This window comes from Pseudoalteromonas aliena (genome assembly GCF_038155085.1).
Taxonomy (GTDB): Bacteria; Pseudomonadota; Gammaproteobacteria; order Enterobacterales; family Alteromonadaceae; genus Pseudoalteromonas; species Pseudoalteromonas aliena_A.
Map to the genome: position 1 here is coordinate 17,259 of NZ_JBAKAU010000007.1, position 20,464 is coordinate 37,722.

Annotated in this window: 16 protein-coding genes and 2 pseudogenes; 10 read left to right on the top strand and 8 right to left on the bottom strand. The window is 37.1% G+C overall.

The genetic code is table 11. The features are described 5' to 3' along the window. Window positions 1-34: 34 nt before the first annotated feature. The 4 genes from V6260_RS08615 to V6260_RS08630 form a co-directional block, all read right to left on the bottom strand. Window positions 35-505, bottom strand: a complete 471-nt coding sequence (locus V6260_RS08615) for a methylated-DNA--[protein]-cysteine S-methyltransferase (RefSeq protein WP_341593690.1) — start codon at window positions 503-505, stop codon at window positions 35-37. Next, on the bottom strand, window positions 505-1,857 hold the full coding sequence (locus tag V6260_RS08620; protein ID WP_341593691.1) for a DNA-3-methyladenine glycosylase 2 family protein: 1,353 nt from the start codon (window positions 1,855-1,857) through the stop codon (window positions 505-507). Before V6260_RS08620 ends, V6260_RS08615 begins: the two co-directional genes overlap by 1 nt. Window positions 1,858-2,000: 143 nt before the next feature. After that, window positions 2,001-2,483, bottom strand: a complete 483-nt coding sequence (locus V6260_RS08625; RefSeq protein WP_341593692.1) for a GNAT family N-acetyltransferase — start codon at window positions 2,481-2,483, stop codon at window positions 2,001-2,003. A 12-nt stretch (window positions 2,484-2,495) separates the two neighbouring features. Then, entirely contained in the window at window positions 2,496-7,259 is a 4,764-nt protein-coding gene (locus V6260_RS08630) for a PAS domain-containing protein (protein WP_341593693.1), read from the bottom strand. 257 nt (window positions 7,260-7,516) lie between these two features. On the opposite strand from V6260_RS08630, the pseudogene V6260_RS08635 reads away from it, so the two are divergent. From V6260_RS08635 to bfr (V6260_RS08655), 5 genes and pseudogenes are all read left to right on the top strand, one after another. Then, a pseudogene (locus tag V6260_RS08635) lies at window positions 7,517-8,392 on the top strand (cation diffusion facilitator family transporter). A 247-nt stretch (window positions 8,393-8,639) separates the two neighbouring features. Beyond that, complete coding sequence (locus V6260_RS08640) at window positions 8,640-9,710, top strand: PepSY-associated TM helix domain-containing protein (RefSeq protein ID WP_341593694.1); 1,071 nt, start codon at window positions 8,640-8,642, stop codon at window positions 9,708-9,710. 73 nt (window positions 9,711-9,783) lie between these two features. Next, the gene (locus V6260_RS08645) at window positions 9,784-11,919 is read left to right on the top strand and encodes a TonB-dependent receptor (RefSeq protein ID WP_341593695.1); all 2,136 of its coding nucleotides are present in this window, start codon (window positions 9,784-9,786) and stop codon (window positions 11,917-11,919) included. 265 nt (window positions 11,920-12,184) lie between these two features. Next, window positions 12,185-12,655, top strand: a complete 471-nt coding sequence (bfr, locus tag V6260_RS08650) for a bacterioferritin (RefSeq protein ID WP_002958985.1) — start codon at window positions 12,185-12,187, stop codon at window positions 12,653-12,655. Window positions 12,656-12,667: 12 nt separating this feature from the next. Continuing rightward, complete coding sequence (gene bfr, locus V6260_RS08655) at window positions 12,668-13,132, top strand: bacterioferritin (protein WP_341593696.1); 465 nt, start codon at window positions 12,668-12,670, stop codon at window positions 13,130-13,132. Between the two features lie 65 nt (window positions 13,133-13,197). Here bfr (V6260_RS08655) and V6260_RS08660 read toward each other — a convergent pair whose 3' ends face one another. Then, window positions 13,198-13,392 carry a (2Fe-2S)-binding protein gene (locus V6260_RS08660; protein ID WP_002960627.1) on the bottom strand — a complete coding sequence of 65 codons (195 nt, stop codon included), beginning with the start codon at window positions 13,390-13,392 and terminating at the stop codon, window positions 13,198-13,200. Between the two features lie 524 nt (window positions 13,393-13,916). Beyond that, the gene (locus V6260_RS08665) at window positions 13,917-14,540 is read right to left on the bottom strand and encodes an isochorismatase family protein (protein WP_341593697.1); all 624 of its coding nucleotides are present in this window, start codon (window positions 14,538-14,540) and stop codon (window positions 13,917-13,919) included. Between the two features lie 136 nt (window positions 14,541-14,676). Between V6260_RS08665 and V6260_RS08670 the strand changes: the two genes are divergently transcribed. Continuing rightward, window positions 14,677-15,585: a LysR family transcriptional regulator gene (locus tag V6260_RS08670; protein ID WP_341593698.1), complete on the top strand. Its 909-nt coding sequence runs from the start codon at window positions 14,677-14,679 to the stop codon at window positions 15,583-15,585. 20 nt (window positions 15,586-15,605) lie between these two features. On the opposite strand, the gene V6260_RS08675 is transcribed toward V6260_RS08670, so the two are convergent. After that, on the bottom strand, window positions 15,606-16,487 hold the full coding sequence (locus tag V6260_RS08675) for a LysR substrate-binding domain-containing protein (RefSeq protein ID WP_341593699.1): 882 nt from the start codon (window positions 16,485-16,487) through the stop codon (window positions 15,606-15,608). A gap of 159 nt (window positions 16,488-16,646) precedes the next feature. Between V6260_RS08675 and V6260_RS08680 the strand changes: the two genes are divergently transcribed. From V6260_RS08680 to V6260_RS08690, 3 genes are all read left to right on the top strand, one after another. Next, entirely contained in the window at window positions 16,647-17,324 is a 678-nt protein-coding gene (locus V6260_RS08680; protein ID WP_341593700.1) for a pirin family protein, read from the top strand. Between the two features lie 142 nt (window positions 17,325-17,466). Further along, window positions 17,467-18,006, top strand: a complete 540-nt coding sequence (locus tag V6260_RS08685) for an NADPH-dependent FMN reductase (RefSeq protein WP_169044782.1) — start codon at window positions 17,467-17,469, stop codon at window positions 18,004-18,006. A 644-nt stretch (window positions 18,007-18,650) separates the two neighbouring features. After that, complete coding sequence (locus V6260_RS08690) at window positions 18,651-19,118, top strand: hypothetical protein (protein WP_341593701.1); 468 nt, start codon at window positions 18,651-18,653, stop codon at window positions 19,116-19,118. 227 nt (window positions 19,119-19,345) lie between these two features. Here V6260_RS08690 and V6260_RS08695 read toward each other — a convergent pair whose 3' ends face one another. After that, window positions 19,346-19,591 (bottom strand): hypothetical protein, encoded by a 246-nt coding sequence (locus V6260_RS08695; protein WP_341593702.1) that lies wholly within the window; start codon window positions 19,589-19,591, stop codon window positions 19,346-19,348. Between the two features lie 466 nt (window positions 19,592-20,057). Between V6260_RS08695 and V6260_RS08700 the strand changes: the two are divergent. Next, window positions 20,058-20,414, top strand: a pseudogene (locus tag V6260_RS08700) (TMEM165/GDT1 family protein); the annotation flags it as partial. Window positions 20,415-20,464: the final 50 nt, after the last annotated feature.

Below are 20,464 nucleotides of genomic sequence, written 5' to 3' on the forward strand. Positions count from 1 at the left end.
GCTTGTGATCATAAAGCTGCCAGTACGGCATCTATTAAATTATCCCTTCGTGCTTTAATAGCCAACTTTTTCTTTCAAGCCCACCTGCATACCCTGTGAGCTTTGAGTTTGCACCTATTATGCGATGGCACGGCACAATAATACTGATAGGGTTTTTGCCATTTGCTGCGCCCACTGCCCTCACTGCTTTTGGGTTACTTAATGATGTAGCAATATCACCGTAGGTGTTCGTTTTTCCAAAAGGCACATTTAACAATGCTTGCCATACACTTTGTTGAAATGCTGTGCCTTTTGTATCAAGTGGTACATTAAACGTGGTGCGTGTTTTATTAAAATACTCAAAGAGCTGCTCAGCACAGCAAAGTATTGCATTATTAGTAACTTTTTCAAAAGGGGTATGAACGTGCTCTACATGCGGGTAAAAGCCGACGTAGCTGACCCCTATTTCAGTTGCCTGAATAATAATATCGTCTATTGGGCTTGGGATATGTGTTTGAATTATCATTATAACTGCTGCCATAGTTGAAACGTTAAATATGATCTAAATGGAGCACAATTTTCACTCTCAAATGGGGTTGCCGCAGCCTGTGCTTTTTTTACCCCTAAATCACCATCAAGTAATATATCGGGTAGGCTTTGCCCTCTTAATTTTGTATAGTTTACCGTCCAAGGGCCAATACCTTTTAAGCTTAGCCACTGTTCTAAATCATTACAGTCGGGGTTTAATGCACAAAACTCAGCTAAGTTGTGTAATGCATTTTTTCGCGCTTGCGGCATTTTAAAAAATGTAAAATCGCTTTTAGCTACGCGCTCTGCGCTTGGAAAATAAACTAGTTCACCTTGTTTTTCACCAAGCTCATCAACTAGTTTTGTTACTAAATTATGTGCCGCCGTAACACTGACTTGCTGGCCAAGTACCGCTCTTATTCCTGCCTCAAAACTTGACCAAATACCCGGAATTCTTAAACCATGAGTGAGTGTAAATGCGTTATTGATGTTATTAGCTAAATGACTCTCGATTAAATTAATATCTGCGTCTAAATCGAGTATACGCCGTATATTATTAATGATCTGCTGCAGGTAAAGCGTGTTGTCTATATCTATCTCAACCACAAAATAATTTTTATTTTCCACAAAGCGCGCGTTAAAACGCCCTTTACAACTAGCGTAGGTAAATGTACGACCATAACTTTTATCATCAAGCCACTCTATTGGCTTAATAAGTCTTTTAGCTAAAAAACTATGTAACACTTGCCAATTATAAGGGGGCCTAAAAGATAACGTTAGTTTAAGTGCAGAGCTTGATGGTTTGTCACCTGAACGAAGCTTAGAAGGGGCAATATTCAATTGTTGTAAAAAAGCGTCGTTAAAACGTCTAATACTTTTAAAACCCGATGCAAACGCTATTTGCGTAAGCGGGAGGCTTGTTTCTTGAATCAATTTTTTAGCGAAATGACACTGATTAAATAATCTATATTGTGTAATTGACACACCAAAATATTGAGAAAACAGTCGCCTTAAATAACGGCTGCTTATTCCTAAGCGAGCCGCTAGCTTTTCACAGTCGTGTTCATCGTTTAGATCTATTAACTGCTTTGCTCTAAGCGCTGTCGTTTTTGTGCCCTGCCAAGCAGCACTGCCTGGAGCACTGTCGGGGCGGCACCGTATACAAGGTCTAAACCCGGCTTGGGCAGCACTATGTGCAAACTCATAATAAGTGACGTTTTTTTCAAGTGCCGTAGGTGCTGGGCATATAGGTCTGCAATATATCCCTGTACTTTTAACAGCAATATAAAAAAGCCCATCAAAACGGGCATCTCTACTTTGACGTGCCTTTTGCCAATGCTGATTATTCATAAAGCTGCTCAGTATAATAAATTAAGATGCCAGTAGCTTATAGAAACTAAAGTACTTTACTAGCCACTTTCGGACCTTAACTAACACCTAGCTTTGTTATAGGTTTATAAAATCTAATGTAAATAATTAGCTAATAATAAACATTACTCAGCAAAATCGATTAGCTCTTGCCCTGTCAGCCTATAAATAATCCATTCATTTTGCGGTTTTGCCCCGATACTGTCGTAAAAATCGATTGCAGGTTTGTTCCAATCTAGTACTACCCATTCAAAACGACCACAGTTATTGCTAATTGCTTTATTAGCAAGGTGCTTCATTATTGCTTTGCCCGCGCCATTTCCTCGACTGTCTGGACTTACGTATAAATCCTCTAGGTATAAACCGTTTTTACCAAGCCACGTTGAATAGTTATAAAAATACACAGCAAAACCAATGGGTTCATCACCTTGCAAACAAATAATGCTATGAGCGGTTGCACCCTCACTGAATAACGTATCTATAATTGCTTGTTCATCTGTTTTTACTGCATCAGGCTCTTTTTCGTATATGGCAAGTTCGGTAATAAAATGCAAAATAGTTTTCGCATCACTTGGCTTTGCGTCACGAATAATAACGGGTTGTTTCATTTATTTTTAATCCTAAATATACTGCTCTAATTTATCTTTTAAAATATCTAATTGGATTGGTTTACTCAAGTAATCATCCATTCCCGCTTCTATGCAACGCTCTTTATCAGACTCCATTGCATTAGCCGTGAGCGCTATAATTTTAATATTTTTATGTTTAATAGTCGCTAATCCTTCGCGAATAGCTGCTGTTGCTGCAAATCCATCCATTACAGGCATTTGGCAGTCCATTAAAACAACTTTAAAAAAATCTGCCTCGTGCGCTTTTAGTATATCAATAGCAATTTGACCATTTTCAGCAATGGTCGCTTCACAATTAAGCTTTTTCAGCATTAACTTAGACACTTGCTGGTTAATAGGGTTGTCTTCTACTAATAATATTTGCGCAGGCTCCTCTGCTTTTTCTTTTTTAAGCGAAGAAATAAATCCCGGTGTAACTAATGGCAGTACTTCGTCAGTTTCATTACTGGTAATAACTGATAACGCCGAAATTAAATCAGCAGTTGTTACCGGCTTTGGAAAGTATGCCTGAAAACCTGCATCTGAATATTTTTGTGCACCTTCCATACCCGCAATACTGGTCATCATTACAAGTGGCATCGTTTTATAGCATTCATCCGCTTTTAATACTTTACACAGCTCAATACCGTCCATTTCGGGCATTTGCATATCAAGCACTGCAATATCATACATTTCTTGATGATTTTTATATTGCTGCGCGCACATAGCCAATGCTTGTTTAGCGTTAGAGGCAAGCACGACTTTAGCGCCCCAGTGTTGGAGTTGCTGAGAAATAACAATACGATTTGTTTCATTGTCATCAACAACTAAAACCGTTAATTCCTTCATATTAACATTAGGAATATAACGCTCTTTTTGCTCACCTTGTGAAAGCATTACCGTTGCAGTAAATACACTGCCCACTCCTTTTTGGCTGGTAAGCGAAATATCTCCGCTCATTAATTCACAAAGCTGTTTACATATGGCTAGGCCTAATCCTGTGCCACCATATTCACGGGTAGTTGAAGCATCCACTTGAGAAAAAGGGGTAAATAATTGCTGCTGTTTTTCTTCACTAATGCCAATACCTGAATCTTTTACACTAATAACAAACGCTAAACCATCAGCTACCTTGTTAACTTTCGCACTAACAACCACTTCGCCTTGGCTAGTAAATTTAACGGCATTGCTAAGTAAATTAGTTACAACTTGACGAATACGACCAGGATCACCACATAGTTGTGAAGGCTCTAGTGACACTAAATCAAGAATGATCTCAATGCCTTTTCCTTGTGCTGAAAGTGCTTGCGCTGCAGCAATTTCACCTATTAAGTCACGGCCATTAAAGTTAATTTTTTCAAGTTCAATTTTACCTGCTTCACCCTTTGAGAAATCAAGTATATCGTTAATGACCCCCAATAAAGAATGAGCACTTTTTTTAGCTATACCTACTTTAGTTTCTATCGGTTTAGATAATGGCTCAAGCTGCACCAGCTCAAGCATACCCAGTACACCGTTCATAGGTGTTCGGATTTCATGGCTCATAGTGGCTAAAAAATCGCTTTTAGCCACTGCTGCCTCTTCGGCTTTTGCAAGGGCTACTTTTAACTCTTCACTTATAACTTTACGTTGCTGAGAAACTAACGTGCTGCCAATTAATGTAGCTAAAGAACGAAGATAGGTTTCTTCACTTTGGCTCCAGTGATGGCGCTCGCCTACAGCTTCTGCGCACAAAATTCCCAAAGTACCATCCCCACTAGCAATAACTGCATCTAACATTGATTTTATATTAAGTGGTTTAGTGTAAGATTCTGTAAAATCAGTGGTCGCCGGATGCGTATATACATCCTCTATAGCCACTAAGTTGTGTTCAAAGATAGCATTGTAGTAATTAGGGTAATCTTTTGCAGTTAATACAGCATCAGAATCAACAAACCCTTGACCTTGAATATACAAACCATGGCAAGTCATTGCATTACGCTGGGTGTTGAAAATCCAAATAGACGCACGTGTTACACCTAATACTTCACACATTGATTTAATAGCTAACTTTTTTACTTGCGCAACATCGCTATTTTGCACCTCTGGTGCGACAGTCAATGTTGCTAAATTTTTGTTGTACCTGTTTGCCTTTTCACTCTCAAGTTCCAAACGTTTATGAGCATCAATACTTTGAAAAGAACCAAAGACACGTACACATTTATTGTCTTTAAATTCTGCCTGCCCCATCGACTTAACCCAGCGCTCTTGCCCTGTATAAGTTAAAATAATAAGTTCAACATTCCAACTCTCTCCAAGCGTAACAGCACATTCAAACAGAGTATTTATAGTATCTTGATGTATTCCTGGTTTATAAAATTCAATGGCAGTATCTATATTTGGCTCAAAATCCTCAGGTACCTCATGAATAACTTTAACCTCATCAGACCAATAAAGCGTGTGCGCTTCTAAGTCCATTTCCCATGCGCCAATTTGCCCTTGTTTACTCATTGACTCTAATAGGCTTTGCTGACGTTTTATTTCTAGTTGTGTGTTATAACGCTGTGTAATATCTAAAATAAACCCATCTAAGTATAAAACGCAGCCATCATCTGCATAAATAGCCTGCCCTTTCTCATTGACCCAATGCAAACTGCCATCACGGGCATTTATTCTGTATTCAATCGACCATGATTGCTGAGTACCTACACAACGTAAAATTTCATTTTTTACGTTTAATACATCGTCTTCATGTATTAAATCAAAAAAATCTAATAACTTATTATGTATCAACTCATCAGGTGAATAGCCTGTTATTTCATTGGCTTGGTCACTCATATAAAGAGTGCTTAACTTATCATCGAATTTACAGCGATAAATAATGCCAGGTATATTAGCAACTAAAGACGCAAACCTGTCCCGACTACTCTGTAGTTCATGCTCTGTAGCTTTTTGAGCAGAAATGTCTAGGTGAGTCCCAATCATACGTTTTGGCGAGCCATCACTATTCCACTCAACCACTTTCGCGGTATCAAGCACCCAAATCCAGTGGCCGTTTTTATGCTTCATGCGGGCTTCATGAACATAGTAATCCGTATGACCGGCAAAGTGCTCATTGAGCCTTTTCTTCGATTCGATTAAATCGTCAGGGTGAGCGTATGTGTACCAAGTATTTATGCTACATGGCTCAATTTCATTTAGCTGATACCCTATAATCTCAGCCCATCGATTATTAAATGTCACTTTATCGGTATCAATATACCAATCCCAGATACCTACAGCAGTTGTATCTATCACTAATTGTAACTGTGTTTTATGCTGTTCTAGTTCTAGCTCTTGTAACTTAAGTGCTGAAATGTCAGTACGAATAGCAATATAGTTTTGTGGTTTACCGTTTTCATCTAAAAATGGCACAATAGTCGTATCCACCCAATAAAAACCACCACCCTTAGCTTTATTACATATTTGCCCGTTCCATATATCGCCACGTTTAAGCGTTTTATACATGCTTTTAAAGAATTCTTTTCCGTGTTTACCTGAATTTAAAAGGCGATGGTTTTCCCCTATTAATTCATGTTCATCGAAACCGCTAATCTCACAAAATTTCTTATTTACAAAAGTAATAGTGCCATGTAAATCAGTTACCGCAACAATGGCGTGCTCATCTAATGCACTTTTTTGTTCAGCTAATTGTTTTAACGCAATTTGAAGCGCAGAGCGTTGTTTTTGTAATGTACTTTGTTGCTCCGCTTTTATTGTTAGTAATTTACTTAAACCTAATGAAAGTTGGTTAAACTCTATGCTGTCTTTGATTATTGGAACTTTTACCTCATTCCCTTTTGTGATTTGTTCAACAGTTTTAGCTAAGTTAATTAAAGGCTGAGAAAGCCGTCGACCAAACCACCATGACAACGTTAATATAAGCAGTAAGGCGCCCGCATTGGTTAACACCGCGAGCTGCTTATAATAATCAGCGCCTTGTAGCGCGACTTCTTTTGGTTTTGATACAAGTAGCTGCCAGCCAGGCTCATTTAAAAAATCTAATGAATTAATATACCCATATAAAGTGACTCCATTTTTATTATTATAAGAAAAAACACGTTGTGTTGGTGAGCTATTCTGAGAGAAAAATAGTGGTTTGGTATCGTCTGTATTATTATTTTTTTGAACTTTATTATTGTGCATGACATAAAATGTTATATCTTTATTAGCAGCGTGTATTTTACTTAGATTATTTAATAAGCCATTTAAATTTATATCTGCAAGCAATATTGCTTGTAACTTATTTTCATCATTTAATATCGGCAAGCCAATAATATGGTACTCACGCCCTGAGGCAGTCATTGACTGGAATTGGATTTTGCCTGTATTTATAATGCCTGAACGTATGTTATTAAAGCGCTGCTCTTTAATAACATTAAAAAAGGGTGATGGAGACGATGAGTTAACAAGGTTTACATCAATAAGCTCTACATGATTAACAAAGTTATACTGCTCAATAAACCGATTAATTAATTTTTGTTTTTTATTGGGGCTGATATCAAATTGTGCACTAAGCAAATATAAATCTTTAACATGGTCTGCAAACCAAATATCAGCAAATTGCTTACCTATATTATTAAGCTCGTTAAGTTCGGTGTCTGCATTTTGTTTAAGCGTGCTATTTACATGTTCAAGACTAAACCACGTAAGTATACAAAGTGGCCCTAAAGCTATAATTATAAAGATTATAATTAACTTACTTCGAACAGATTGTCCTTTACCTGTTAATTCACCAAAGTTTAAACCTTTATCCATGCTTAATGCCCAGCAGCTTTTAATCGTTTAATATTACTTACATTAATGCACTAAATATATAAAGGCGCAAGTTTTGAGCCGTAAACTCCTTAAAAAATCGATATTTAGCGTGGCAACCTTAAATTTACACATTTAAGAAAACACGCCTTTACCATTAACTTATAGCTACGTTTATGTACGCTACAACTTCTGTAGCTGTTTTAAAGCACCCATGATATAAGAAATATTCAGTCAATGTATTTGAGGGAGTTATGGTGATGGCGCACGATCATTCACATAGTCATGTAGACGAAAACCAAAGCGATAAACAGCTAACCATTGCTGTGGTTATTAATGTATTGCTAACCGTAGCCCAAGTTATTGGCGGGATATTTTCTGGAAGCCTATCTTTAATAGCTGATGCACTTCATAACCTAAGCGATGCTGGGGCTATATTCATTGCACTCGTCGCCCGTAAAATTGGCGCAAAGCCTTTAAGCTTAACGCATCATTTTGGTTATAAACGCGCAGAAGTTTTAGCTACCCTCTTTAATAGCAGCACATTAATAGTGATTGGTGTGTATTTAATTTTTGAATCGGTATCGGGTTATTTAAATCCAGAACCAATAAATGGTTGGATAATAGTATGGGTCGCGGCGTTTGCACTATTAATTGATTTAGCAACCGCATTTTTAACCTATCGGGCTGGAGCAAATCACAGCATGAATATTAAAGCCGCTTTCATACACAACGTGTCAGATGCTATGGCCTCTATTGTGGTGATTATTGCCGGTGCCTTAATAATTTTATACCAATGGTATGTTGTTGACCTAATTGCGACTGTTTTTATCTCTGCGTATGTCATTTACCATGGTGCTTTGCTATTAAAGCAAAGCTGCACAATTTTAATGCAAGCGGCACCGGAAAATATCAACACACTAGCAATATCAAACGCTCTCAATGATAAATTTAATATTGAGCCAGTAGTTAGCATAAAGCTGTGGCAGCTAGACGACAAAGAGTGCTACTGTGAACTTGTTATTAGTTCTCGAAATGTAATATAACTAACTGAAATCAAAGATTTCTTGCACAATAACTTTAATATTGAAAACACCATAATAGAAGTTCAACCTATCACAATTAAAACCCCCTAACTCGGTCACCTAAAAATAAATTTTATAAAAAGTAATTTGACTGCAGCGTTTAAGTGCCTTTGGGTAAAATAATAAACCAACATAAAACTTCTAATACCTATTTATGAACTTTTTCACCTTTAAAGCTATACAAACTCTCTAAAAGTATAATTAGTAAATAACGAAACCTGATACACAACTATTTAATTGAAAACGGCTCGTATTATCATTTACAATATTCCTACTAACTCATAATGAGATACTACCTTTGAAACTTTGGTTACGTAGAATTCACTTAGGCCTTGCCCTTATTAGTGGGCTATTTTTGCTAATAGTGAGCTTAACCGGTGCTGTAATGATCTATGCAAAAGACATACAACACTTAATAGAGCCAACAAAATGGCAAGTAAAACCACAAAAAAACTTAATGCCTTACGATGCACTTATACAGAGTGTAGAGGCCCATACTAAACAAAAAATTACCTTTTTCATGCCCGAACTAGCATCAGATACTGCGTGGCAGTTTAGGTTGGCTAATAAACATTACGCAAGCGTAAACCCTTACTCAGGAGATGTAATAAACGTTTATGAATCCACCGATACTATTTATGGGTTTGCTCAAGGTTTACATCGCTGGCTGCTATTTGAAAATAGCAAAGGAGAAAAAACCTTTCGTAACTGGATGTCAGTGTGTGCATTGCTACTATTAATAAATGTGTTACTCGGCTTTTACTTATGGGTTAAGCCAAAAAATAGGATTAAACGGCTCGCTATAAAACCTAAGGCTAAGTTTAGAGTGCTTATGTATCAATTACATACTGTGCTTGGTGTATACTTTTTTATACCACTTATGCTTATTGCATTTACCGGAATGGCATTTAATTGGAAAACGCAAACTCAATCGGTATTAGAATTTGTAACCATGAACAAAGTAGAGCAAAGGCCTAAAGCACCTAAAATAACTGCACCTCCACACACTACTCTAAATTATAACCAAGCAATAAAAAATGCAGTGGATGTATTTCCTGATGGCGAAGTATATAGAATTTACCTGCCTAAAAAGGATGACGAAACAATAGCACTGAGAATAAAAAATCCTGGCGAAAGCCATGCTTATAGCTGGGTATGGACAAACCCATTCACAAGTAAAGTATTAAATTCCTTTGATGCCAGTAAAACCAATTTCACAACACAAGCATGGAACTTTAAGTATAAATTTCATATTGGTGCTTTTGCAGGCCCAATTGTGCAATTTTCATGGCTGTTAATAGCCCTTTCGCTCGCATTTTTTATTGTAAGTGGTGTGTACTTTTGGTTAAAACGCCACAAATGGAAATAAATCTCATTAACACTTGATTCATCGGTTGATAATAATTATCATTACGCCAATTATTATCAACTAAGACCTCCCCATGTTTAAAACTTCGCTTTGCCTTATTGCTGTTGCAGTAAGTGCCAACACATTAGCAGATGAAAACAATAAAAATGAATACAATTCTAATCAACTAGAGCATGTTATTGTATCTGGCAGCCGTATATCGGAAAACATTGACGAAGTACCCGCCTCTATCACCGTTATTAGTCAGCAGCAAATACAACAACATTTAAAGGTAAGCTCAGAACTAGGAAGTTTACTCTCGCAAATCGTTCCAGGCCTTGCCCCTAATACTGGCAGTTCAAGTAATTCAGGACAAACACTTCGCGGCCGTGCGCCTTTAATAATGATTGATGGTGTACCACAATCAACCCCTCTTCGTAATGGAGCCTTAGGTGTTAAAACACTTGATGCTAGTGCCATAGCACGTATTGAAGTTATAAAAGGTGCAACTTCAATTTATGGTAACGGTGCTTCTGGCGGTATAATTAACTACATAACAAAACAAGCACGTAGTGATGGAAAACCTGAAGGGGAGATTAGTATTTCAAGTCGCTTTAGCGCGGTTAAATTAGCAGAAAGTGGCGGCGGTAGAATATCGGCAGCAGTAAACGGTAAGCTCGATAAACTTAGCTACCTATTAACAGCAAGTTATGAAGAAAACGGCGTACAACGCGACGCCGAAGGCGATATTTTAGGTTTGCAATATGGTTTATCAGACTCTGAAACTCAAAACTACTTTACCAAACTAACTTATGATTTTGACGACGAAAAGCAACTGCAGTTTAGCTATAATTATTTCAGCTCACAGCAAAAAACTGATTTAGGCGATGTTACTGGCGATGGCAATATAGGAGAAAAAACATACGCTATACACGTCCCAACAGCGCTTCAAAAACAAGGTAAACCGCAAGGACCTGAAGGAAACGAAAATATAACTTTAAAATATGTTGATTACGCATTGTTTGAAAACACACAAATGACACTCGACTTATATAAGCAAAATATAGAAAATGTGTTCTTCTACTCAACCGCTTTAGCGAACCTTGATGAAGGTTATACCGGTGGTCAATCGGTGATTAAATCAGACAAACAAGGTGCAAGAGCCACATTTAATAGCCTGTTTGATTTTGAAAACGTAACCGCGACTTTGATTTATGGAATTGATGCCCTAAACGATAAAACATCGCAACCTTTAGTCGATGGTCGTATATGGGTACCAGAGATGGACATGCAAAGTGTTGCAGGCTTTTTACAAACAAAGTGGGTAATAAACGACGACATTATTGTAAAAGCGGGTGTAAGAAACGAAAGCATTGATTTGAGCGTAAGTGACTACCAAACGCTAAAACTTTGCAAAACCGTATCGCAATGTTCAGTACCATTAAATGTGCGTGGCGACACCATTAATTACGATGCAACAACCTATAATGCCGGTATTAAATATAACTTAACAGATGCCTTTAGCCCGTTTTTTAGTTACTCACAGGGCTCTGATATTTCTGATATTGGTCGCTTACTTCGCGCTGCAACCGTTGACGACATTGCACTTATTCAAACACAAGCCTCAATAATCGACAATTACGAAGTTGGTTTTACCTCACAGTTTGAAAACGTACGTTTTGAATTTGCTCTTTACAGAAGTACCTCAGAGCTTGGTACAAGTAATGAATATAATGAAGTAACAGGAGTTTACGAACCTGTGCGTGCGCCACAAGAAATATGGGGTTACGAAGGGTTAGTTAATTACACTATTACCCAAGACCTTAAGTTAAGCGCCACATATAGTTACGTAGAAGGTAAAAACACCGAGGCTGATGACTATCTAGGCGCAAGTCAAATTAGCCCACCTAAAGCAACAGCGAATGTAACGTGGCAAACAAATGACGAACTATCTCTTGCAATGAGCTTTTTATATGTAGGCGACAGAAAGCGTTTTGATAAAAATGCGCAAGGCCAATACTCTGGCGATCAAGGCCCTGTTAGTAGCTACAATACATTTAACTTAAGTGGCCAATACAATGTTAACGCCAGGTGGAGTGGGTATTTTGGAATAGAAAACCTATTCAATAGTGATTACTACCCTGCCCGCGCACAGGCTTACACCTACGGTGGATATAACATTAAAGGATTAGGCACAACCGCAACGCTGGGTGCTAAATATCAATTTTAACAAATAAACGCACGTAATAGGCATGCCCTGCATGCCTATATGCTTAGCAAATCCCACATAAATAAACATCTCACTTTTTATCTAGCAATCATGATCTTGTATTAGATGCTAATGCAAATAAAAAACTGTCCATAAACCAAGCAGTAACGCAAACTTAAATAAGAATCAAAACCAATAGTAACGCAATGATTTTTATAGAGAAAACTTGCAATATAGGCTATTTGTACTACACTGCATACAATTGAAATAGTTAAGGCGATTTATCATGAAAGGTAATCAAAAAGTAATCGATGCGTTTAATACATTGTTAGCTAACGAATTAGCAGCAATCGATCAGTATTTTATACACTCGCGCATGTATGACGACTGGGGTTTAAATAAGCTATACGAGCGCCTTAACCACGAAATGGAAGAAGAAAAAGATCACGCAGACTGGCTTATTAAGCGCATCTTGTTTTTAGAAGGTGTACCAAATATGACTAAGCGCCGTGATTTACTTATCGGTAACGATGTAAAAAGCATGATGCAAAACGATTTAACACTAGAGCTTGAAGTAGTTGCGTGTGTTAAAGACGTCATCGCAATATGTGAAGAACAACAAGATTATCAATCTCGTAGCATTTTAGAAAAGCTGTTATTTGATACCGAAGAAGACCATGTTTACTGGTTAGAGCAACAACTTGGCTTAATTGATAAAATTGGTTCTGAAAATTATCATCAAGCACAAATGGCTTAGTAGGAGCATATTATGAAAGGCGATAAAGACGTTATTGCAGCACTTAATAAAGTACTCGCTAATGAGCTTGTTGGTATTAACCAATACTTTTTACATGCACGCATGTTTAAAGATTTTGGTTTCACTCAACTAGACAAAGCAGATTACAAAGTATCAATTCAAAAGATGAAAAACGCCGATCGTTTAATCGAACGTATTTTGTTTTTAGAAGGCTTACCAAATCTTCAAGACTTAGGCCGATTACGTATTGGTGAAAACAGCGAAGAAATGATTGCAGCTAATATGGGTTTTGAACTCGATACTATTGATGAGTTACGTAGCGCAGTTAAACTGGCTGAAAGCAAAAAAGATTACATTACCCGTGAAGCCCTTGATCACATTTTAAATGAGCAAGAAGAGCAAATTGATTGGTTAGAAACCCAACAATTACTTATTAAAAATACGGGCATTAAAAACTACTTGCAGTCTCAACTGTAAATAGTAACAAGCATAAAAAAAGCAGCTAAGAAGCTGCTTTTTTTATATCTAAATTTTATATGTAATTAAGCAACTTGATCCGTTACATCCGCAATTTGAATAAGTCTGCGATTAAGGATCTTTTTAGTACAACCACAACACTTACCGCATTGGCTGCCTACTTTAAGCTCTTTGGTTAATTCACGCATGGTTGTTGCACCATCGTCAATTGTTTGCTCAATTTTTTTATCAGTCACACCGTGACATAGACAAATATACATGAATACAAACCACTCTCAATTTCATTTAGTGCGTACATACTAATCTAAACGAAAATGGTTATCAATTGTTATTTGAAAAAATGTAATATTTTAAACTTTTTTTGGCCAGCGCCACTTAAGTTGAGAATTCGCGGCAGCTTGAGAATAGTTTTAATTTTAAGCAAGGTGTGGCACTCAGATTGAGATTTATTAATTAGAGTCTACCTTAAATCTAAGTAAGATTAGGTTTAGGTAAATATTTGAATGGTTCAGAATTAATTACTTTAAGGCTTTAAAACCTTAATGTATAAATACGGAATTTATGGATGGGTGATTTCCGGTTTGTGCCAGTGTAGGTCGGATAAGCGAAGCGCCATCCGACACAGTAAAATACCTTGCCAATTATTATCAATATTTTATGTTGTTGAATAGCTGGAGAGTGCCTTAAGTGGTCGTGAGTGGTACTTTATATATAAAGTCAAAGACAGCGAGCTTTGACTTAAACTGCTGACCTACCAGTGAATATGGTAGGTCAACGATACAAATTAAGAGCGAAGCGCAATTAATGTTTGATAAAACGGAATTGCAAGATCTGCGTATAGCCCTGCAAGTTGCTCACCTGTTGGGTTTTTCCAATCACGTTGTAACTCAGCTGTAATACCAACTGTAGAGTTCATAGTTACACCAGCGGCTGACATACGAGCAATTGATGTTGCTTGTGCTGCATCGTTCCACGTGCCTGACGCATCAATTAGCGCATGAACATTATAACCACGAGCAACGGCACTCAATGCTGCAAACGTTAAACAAACATCTGTAGATATACCCGCAATAATAAGGTTTTTACGACCGGTTGCTTCGACTGCATCAGCAAACTCAGGATAATCAAACGCATCGATTTCACCAGTACGTTGAATTATTTTTACATCAGGCAACTCATTTGTAATTTGTGGAATTAATGGTCCATTCGGTCCGTCTTCTGCAGATGTTGTTAATATTACTGGTAAATTAAACATCTTAGCTGTTCTGGCTAGAGTCGCAGCATTACGACGCACCATATCTTGGTCTAAATCTTTAACCCCAAGTAATAAGCCGGTTTGATGATCTACTAATAATATGGCGCTATTTTCTGGAGTGAAACGAGTATTAGGATAATGTTGGATTGTCATATTTATGTTCCTCTATCTAATTTATTAACGTGTTGGGTTACTACGATTTAGATAATACGTGTTCTTGTTATTGACAAAAACATCGTACTGAAGAAATAATAGTTCTCCAAATTAGAACAAGAGAAGACGCAAGGCTATGGACAAATATGAAGAGATGAAGACTTTTGTACAAATTGTAGATTCTGGAGGCATTAGCCATGCTGCAAGTAAGCTTGATATTGCAAAATCTGCAGTTAGCCGGCGTCTAAACGATCTTGAGTCTCGACTTCATATTCAGCTTTTTAATCGTTCAACTAGGAAGTTTAGCCTAACCGACACAGGGAAATCATATTACGAACAATGTCTGCGACTGCTAAATGATTTAGATGAAGTGGAGTCTTTGGTCACTAATGAAAATAGAAAACTAACGGGTAAACTTCGCATTGCAGCCCCTTTGTCTTTTGGGGTTGCCCACCTTGGTAATGTTGTTAAAACATTTATTAATAATCACCCAGATATAAAAATTGAGCTCAATCTAGATGACAGACGCATAAACATTATTGAAGAGCACTATGACATTGCGTTAAGAATAGGTGTATTAGAAGACTCACAACTAATTGCAAGAAAGTTATTTAAGCTTAATCTTATTCCGGTTGCCAGCCCTAATTTTTTAAATATGCACGGCGTGCCTAAAACAGCAAGCGATTTAGAATCATTACCAATGGTTGGCTACATGCTGAGTAACGACTATCTTCACTACACAGATCCCACGGGTCATGCAGGTAAAATAAAGCCCCAAATAGTTCACTCATGCAGTAACGGAGACTTTATTGCAGAGTTAATTTCAAACGACATTGGATATTGTATTTTACCGAGCTTTATTGCGTATAAATACATCGAAGATAAACGTTTGGTGCCTTTATTACCAAAGTACATATGGGGCAATGAAAACGCTTATGCTGTTTACCCTTCAAATCGTCACCTTTCTCGTCGAGTAAGAGCATTCATTGAATATTTGATATCTAGTTTTGAAAACACACCTTATTGGGATGACTGTATAAAATAGATAAGCGCTTTGATATTAAATTAAAGACTCTTACGCAGTTTATTAATAAACCACCTTGTAGCTTTCCCTTTGTTGTTTGTCCGCCAACCAAGGAACAAAGGTGTTACCGGTGCATCTTTGTTAATTGGTAAAGGGATCAAATCTTCAGACATAAGTTGATTTATAATTCGATGTGTTGGTAAAAAACCAACGCCTAAACCTTTTACCTGCGCTGTTATTTTTTGCTCTAATGTGGCAACACGCATCACTGTTTGTTTTTCGAATATCCTGTGCGTCATCGGAGGCAACTTTTTTGAAGAGTCTCTGATCACAATTGAATGGTATGGGTTTATATCATCCTCAGATAGAGGAAGCTTATATTTTAGCAAAGGGTGGCTTTTACCGACTACAAACTGCCAGTCTGCGCGCTTAATTTCTTCAAATTTAATCCCTTGAGTATTCATATCTGGAAAAGGTGCACCGATAACCAAATCAGCTCTATTTTCAATAATCGCGTCCCAGCTACCACCTAACACTTCTTCTATAATGTTAACTTCGACATCTGTGTTAAGTTTATAAAACTCTGCAACAACCTCGTATAGTTCATTTATATCGTAAATAGTATCAATGGCAATGGTAATGCGAGACTCCCAGCCCCTGTCTACTTGTTTAGCTACTTCAACAATGTTCTGCGCTGCTTTTAATAACTCTCTACCTTGCTCTAGTAATACCTTGCCCGCAGGCGTTAAAATAGCTCTTCTTCCCTCGCGTCGGTAAACAATAATACCTAAATCTTCTTCTAATTTTTGTACCGTATAGGTAATTGTTGATGGCACACGATATAAAGTAGCCGCAGCGGCTGCAAAGCTGCCCTTTCTATCTATTGCGTCTAGTACTTCACACGCATCTAAGGATAATTTCATTAGCTCACCATCTAATTTAATTATTCAGTATATTCGAACCTATTTATCAATGTAACTCAATTTAACTACAAATTATATTGTCTATAATAGATTCATAGTTTAAAAATTCAGAACATTTCGATTCTTTTATTTCAATTAATAATAGATCAGGAGCTTAAAATGCAAGTATTACACAAAGATTCATTACATAGAGGCGGATTTGCAGGGTTAAAAGAAACACGCCTTGTCGTTGATAATAAAATTGGCGGACGAAATGATACATGGAATGGACTTGGTAACTTTATATATTTAGCTGATGCACGCTTTTCACCTAAAGGCGAAACAGGTATGCATCCTCATCAAGAATTAGATGTTATTTCGGTTATGCTTGAGGGACGTATAGAGCATAAAGGCTCTATGGAAAATGGGAAATCGATGCATGCTAATCAAGTGCAAGCACAGCGTGCAGGCGGCGAAGGCTTTGTTCATAACGAGATTAACCCTGACGATGTAGAAAACAGAATGCTGCAATTATGGGTTTTACCTGAAAAATCAGGTGAGCCTGCAAGTTATAGTTTTTTTGACTTAAAAAGAGACGAAATGGTGCGTGTGTACGGTGGTGCCAAATCTCAACAAGGCACGCTAGATAGTCAGACTATAATCGAAATTGGTCTAATCAGTAAAAACCAAAATATCACTCACGAAGGCGAATTTATTGCTTATGTTACTAGTGGTGAAGCTATTGTAAATGGTGTTGAAGTAAAAGACGGTGATTTAATTCGTGACGATAAATTAGATTTTACAGCGCTTAGCGACGAGGTTCATTTATTATTAATTTACTTAAATAAAGCAAGCTGAAAGCTTTATCACGACTAATATCAATAGCAATAAACAAAACCGAAGCTACGCTTAATCTAGCACAGCGTTCAAAATAACTTAGCATACTAACAAGGTTGCCCTTAAATTAAGTAAGCAACCTTGATATATAGGAATTTAAATAATGAAAAAAATACTAACCGTATCGGGAAGTAATAGTAAAAACTCTATCAATAGAACATTATTAGCGTTGGCATCAAGCAAAATTGAAGGTCATGAAGTGACCACGCTAGATATTAGAGATTACCCAATGCCTTTTTTTAGTTTAGACAGAGAAGAAAGTGAAGGCCATCCAGATGCCGCTAAGCAAATACGTGCTTTATTTGCACAACACGATGCTTTTATTATTTCATCTCCAGAGCATAACGGTGCAATACCTGCAGAGTTTAAAAATTTATTTGATTGGGTATCTCGTTTAGGTGATTTACAAAACCCAATGTTTGCAACAAATAAGCCTGTGTTTTTATTAAGTACATCTCCAGGGCCTCGAGGGGGCGCGACCAATATACAAACATTAAGTCAAATAATGCCATTTTGGGGAGCTGATATTAGAGGTTCATTTAGCTTAGGTAGTTTCTACGACTACTTTGTAGATGGCAAATTAAATGTTGAAAAAGAGCAAGAACTCACAAGCGCTATAACTGACTTTACTGCCTCACTTTAATCGGCTAAGTGTTAGCCAGCAAAATCATCAAGAGCAAATATTGACGCCAGCTATCATAATTTTTGACGGCCTACTCATTGCTAGCAGTTGAACTCCGTAAAAGTGGCAAAAAAAACATTCAAGGCGTGCATCTGAAACTCTGTTAGGTGGCGCCTTCGGCTTAACCAACTTACCTTTTGACGTAGGTCGGATAAATGGCGCAGCCACGCCATCCGACAAAATGATGAATTCACCAGAGACAACCCAACTTACCACGTTACTCTAAATGACCTTTTAAGCTCAAAGCTGAACTTCGGAAAAGTGTCATAAGCAGTCATTCATAATTAACTCGTTTCTGCCCATTATCATTCAGGGCATGTACTCAGCTGCATTCTGCTTAGCTAGGTTAAGCCCTATTTCAACTAATGTTAATTGCCATATTTAGAGACAATTTTATTTACATCTATAATCAGCCCAAAACTTAGATGTGAACTTCAAGCAATATTGGCGATAACGAATACGTACCAAGATAAGTTATACCGCAATACCGCAATACCGCAATTTCGCTTATTATTCATATGCTTATATATAAACTTCATTTGTAAAAGACTCTTTTTTAGGTATACTTAGAAAATCAAAACTTAAATATTTGAGGATGGTACTTGATGATAGTTACTATAATTTATAAAGCAGCCGCGGCAACTGTAGTAAAAACAACAGAGGGAGAAATCATCATTAAGGATGGTGAAAACCCGCTAGACATTCGTCAGTGGATGGCTTTAAAGGTACAGCCAGGAATCCTAAGAAGAATTAAAAATGGATATATTTCCGTAAAAGATACAAGTGAAGAAGAGGAAGCTATTAAGGAGTTTAAATGTTCTCTTTTTGAGCAGTTAAAGACCGAAGGGTATTCTTTAGTTCAAAAAAAATGTGAATCAAGTAATTACAAAGATTTTGAACAAGCCTTGGTTAAACAATGGCTTTCGAAAGAAGAGGATGCAATGATACAAAGCAAAGCGCTGCGTGAAGTAGATAGCTTGGGTATAGCTAAAAGTACTAAAAATATCGCATTGTTTAGTGCTGTAATGGTATGTGTTCCGATAGTTATAGATTTAATGGACATGATAACCTAAAAAGATATTGGCGAGGTAAGAGTAACCTCAGTACAACTTTACAATAGACTTTCTAATCTAAAAGTAATCTCGACACATTACTTTTGTAACTCAGTTTTGTCCAAAAACGAGTTTGTCTGTGCTTCTGTTCATCGCTCAAAACGGAATATCGACAAAGTGCCAGTGGCGAAAAATCGTAAGGCCTATGTTTTTATTCGGTTACTTATTATATTTCAATTACACTAAGCTTAAGAATTATTTTGCAAGAGAATACTATAAGACTTAACAACACCGAGCCAATTACTATTGGGTGTAATAGAAATAACTATCCAACCTTCATTTTTTAGCTCAAAGATACGATCGTTAAGTTTTGAAACATCAACTTCTGGATACCAAAACCGTTTATGCTTTTTAAACTCTAAGACTAACTGCTCCAATTTTTCATCCTTACATAAAAATCTATATAATAATTTAATCGTGCGCTCGTCGCGCATATTTCTACCGACTCTACGCCCATTTATCTACTTTATATAGTTTTAACAAATTACCTAAGGTATTACTATCACCAAGTTTTCTAAAACTTTCTAGAAAAGTTGAATAGAACAATATGCGCTCGGCGCTCATTTTCATGAATATATGCGCAAAGAGCAGTTTAACCAATCTATTAACGACGATATTTAGCCAGTCTCAATAACCGATTATCGCTCTTTCCTGAGTATGAACTCATTGCCAAAAGCTATCGTTATTACTCCCGAATAAATTAACTCTGTGTGATTCTTAATATTTACCACGCAAAAGCTTTGTGGAATAAAGCTCGCCTTTTAGGGGGGGAGCCAGCTCAGTAATGAGTAAACTTATCACCATAATTGCACCTCAAGTGCATGGTAAGTTTGTAATGTTGTAGCAAGCGTTATCGGCGAGACCTAGGTAGACACTACCCTCATGGCGGGAGATAGTTGTTTACCTTGGCTTGTAAACATCAGCTTTATTGTTGTTGGCCTTTGGCTATTAGTTCCAGACAAAGACGAAGCTGTAAGTAGTAAATACGATAGCTACGGGGCTTTTTTAGTCGCTTTTGTATTATTTTTCATTGCAGAAATTGGTGATAAAACACAAATAGCGACGGTGTTATTAGGCGCGCAATATCAGTCTGTATTTTGGGTCTCGTTAGGAACCACATTAGGTATGCTAATTGCTAATGTGCCTGTCATATACGCTGGTAATGCGTTACTAAAAAGAATATCTCTAAACACTGTACGTACTATTGCTGCTTGTGTGTTTGTGTCATTAGGTATTTATGGCTTAGTTACAATTTAATCAATATTAAAGCTCGTAACTGTTGATTTAAGTGCGAGCTTTAGTTTTTC

What these genes read in the sequence shown, in the direction of transcription:
- bfr (WP_002958985.1), top strand. Translation starts at nt 12,185, where the DNA reads ATGAAAGGTAATCAAAAAGTAATCGATGCGTTTAATACATTGTTAGCT.
- V6260_RS08625 (WP_341593692.1), bottom strand. Translation starts at nt 2,483, where the DNA reads ATGAAACAACCCGTTATTATTCGTGACGCAAAGCCAAGTGATGCGAAA.
- V6260_RS08670 (WP_341593698.1), top strand. Translation starts at nt 14,677, where the DNA reads ATGGACAAATATGAAGAGATGAAGACTTTTGTACAAATTGTAGATTCT.
- V6260_RS08620 (WP_341593691.1), bottom strand. Translation starts at nt 1,857, where the DNA reads ATGAATAATCAGCATTGGCAAAAGGCACGTCAAAGTAGAGATGCCCGT.
- V6260_RS08645 (WP_341593695.1), top strand. Translation starts at nt 9,784, where the DNA reads ATGTTTAAAACTTCGCTTTGCCTTATTGCTGTTGCAGTAAGTGCCAAC.
- V6260_RS08665 (WP_341593697.1), bottom strand. Translation starts at nt 14,540, where the DNA reads ATGACAATCCAACATTATCCTAATACTCGTTTCACTCCAGAAAATAGC.
- V6260_RS08695 (WP_341593702.1), bottom strand. Translation starts at nt 19,591, where the DNA reads ATGCGCGACGAGCGCACGATTAAATTATTATATAGATTTTTATGTAAG.
- V6260_RS08630 (WP_341593693.1), bottom strand. Translation starts at nt 7,259, where the DNA reads ATGGATAAAGGTTTAAACTTTGGTGAATTAACAGGTAAAGGACAATCT.
- V6260_RS08660 (WP_002960627.1), bottom strand. Translation starts at nt 13,392, where the DNA reads ATGTATATTTGTCTATGTCACGGTGTGACTGATAAAAAAATTGAGCAA.
- V6260_RS08685 (WP_169044782.1), top strand. Translation starts at nt 17,467, where the DNA reads ATGAAAAAAATACTAACCGTATCGGGAAGTAATAGTAAAAACTCTATC.
- V6260_RS08675 (WP_341593699.1), bottom strand. Translation starts at nt 16,487, where the DNA reads ATGAAATTATCCTTAGATGCGTGTGAAGTACTAGACGCAATAGATAGA.
- V6260_RS08615 (WP_341593690.1), bottom strand. Translation starts at nt 505, where the DNA reads ATGATAATTCAAACACATATCCCAAGCCCAATAGACGATATTATTATT.
- V6260_RS08690 (WP_341593701.1), top strand. Translation starts at nt 18,651, where the DNA reads ATGATAGTTACTATAATTTATAAAGCAGCCGCGGCAACTGTAGTAAAA.
- V6260_RS08680 (WP_341593700.1), top strand. Translation starts at nt 16,647, where the DNA reads ATGCAAGTATTACACAAAGATTCATTACATAGAGGCGGATTTGCAGGG.
- bfr (WP_341593696.1), top strand. Translation starts at nt 12,668, where the DNA reads ATGAAAGGCGATAAAGACGTTATTGCAGCACTTAATAAAGTACTCGCT.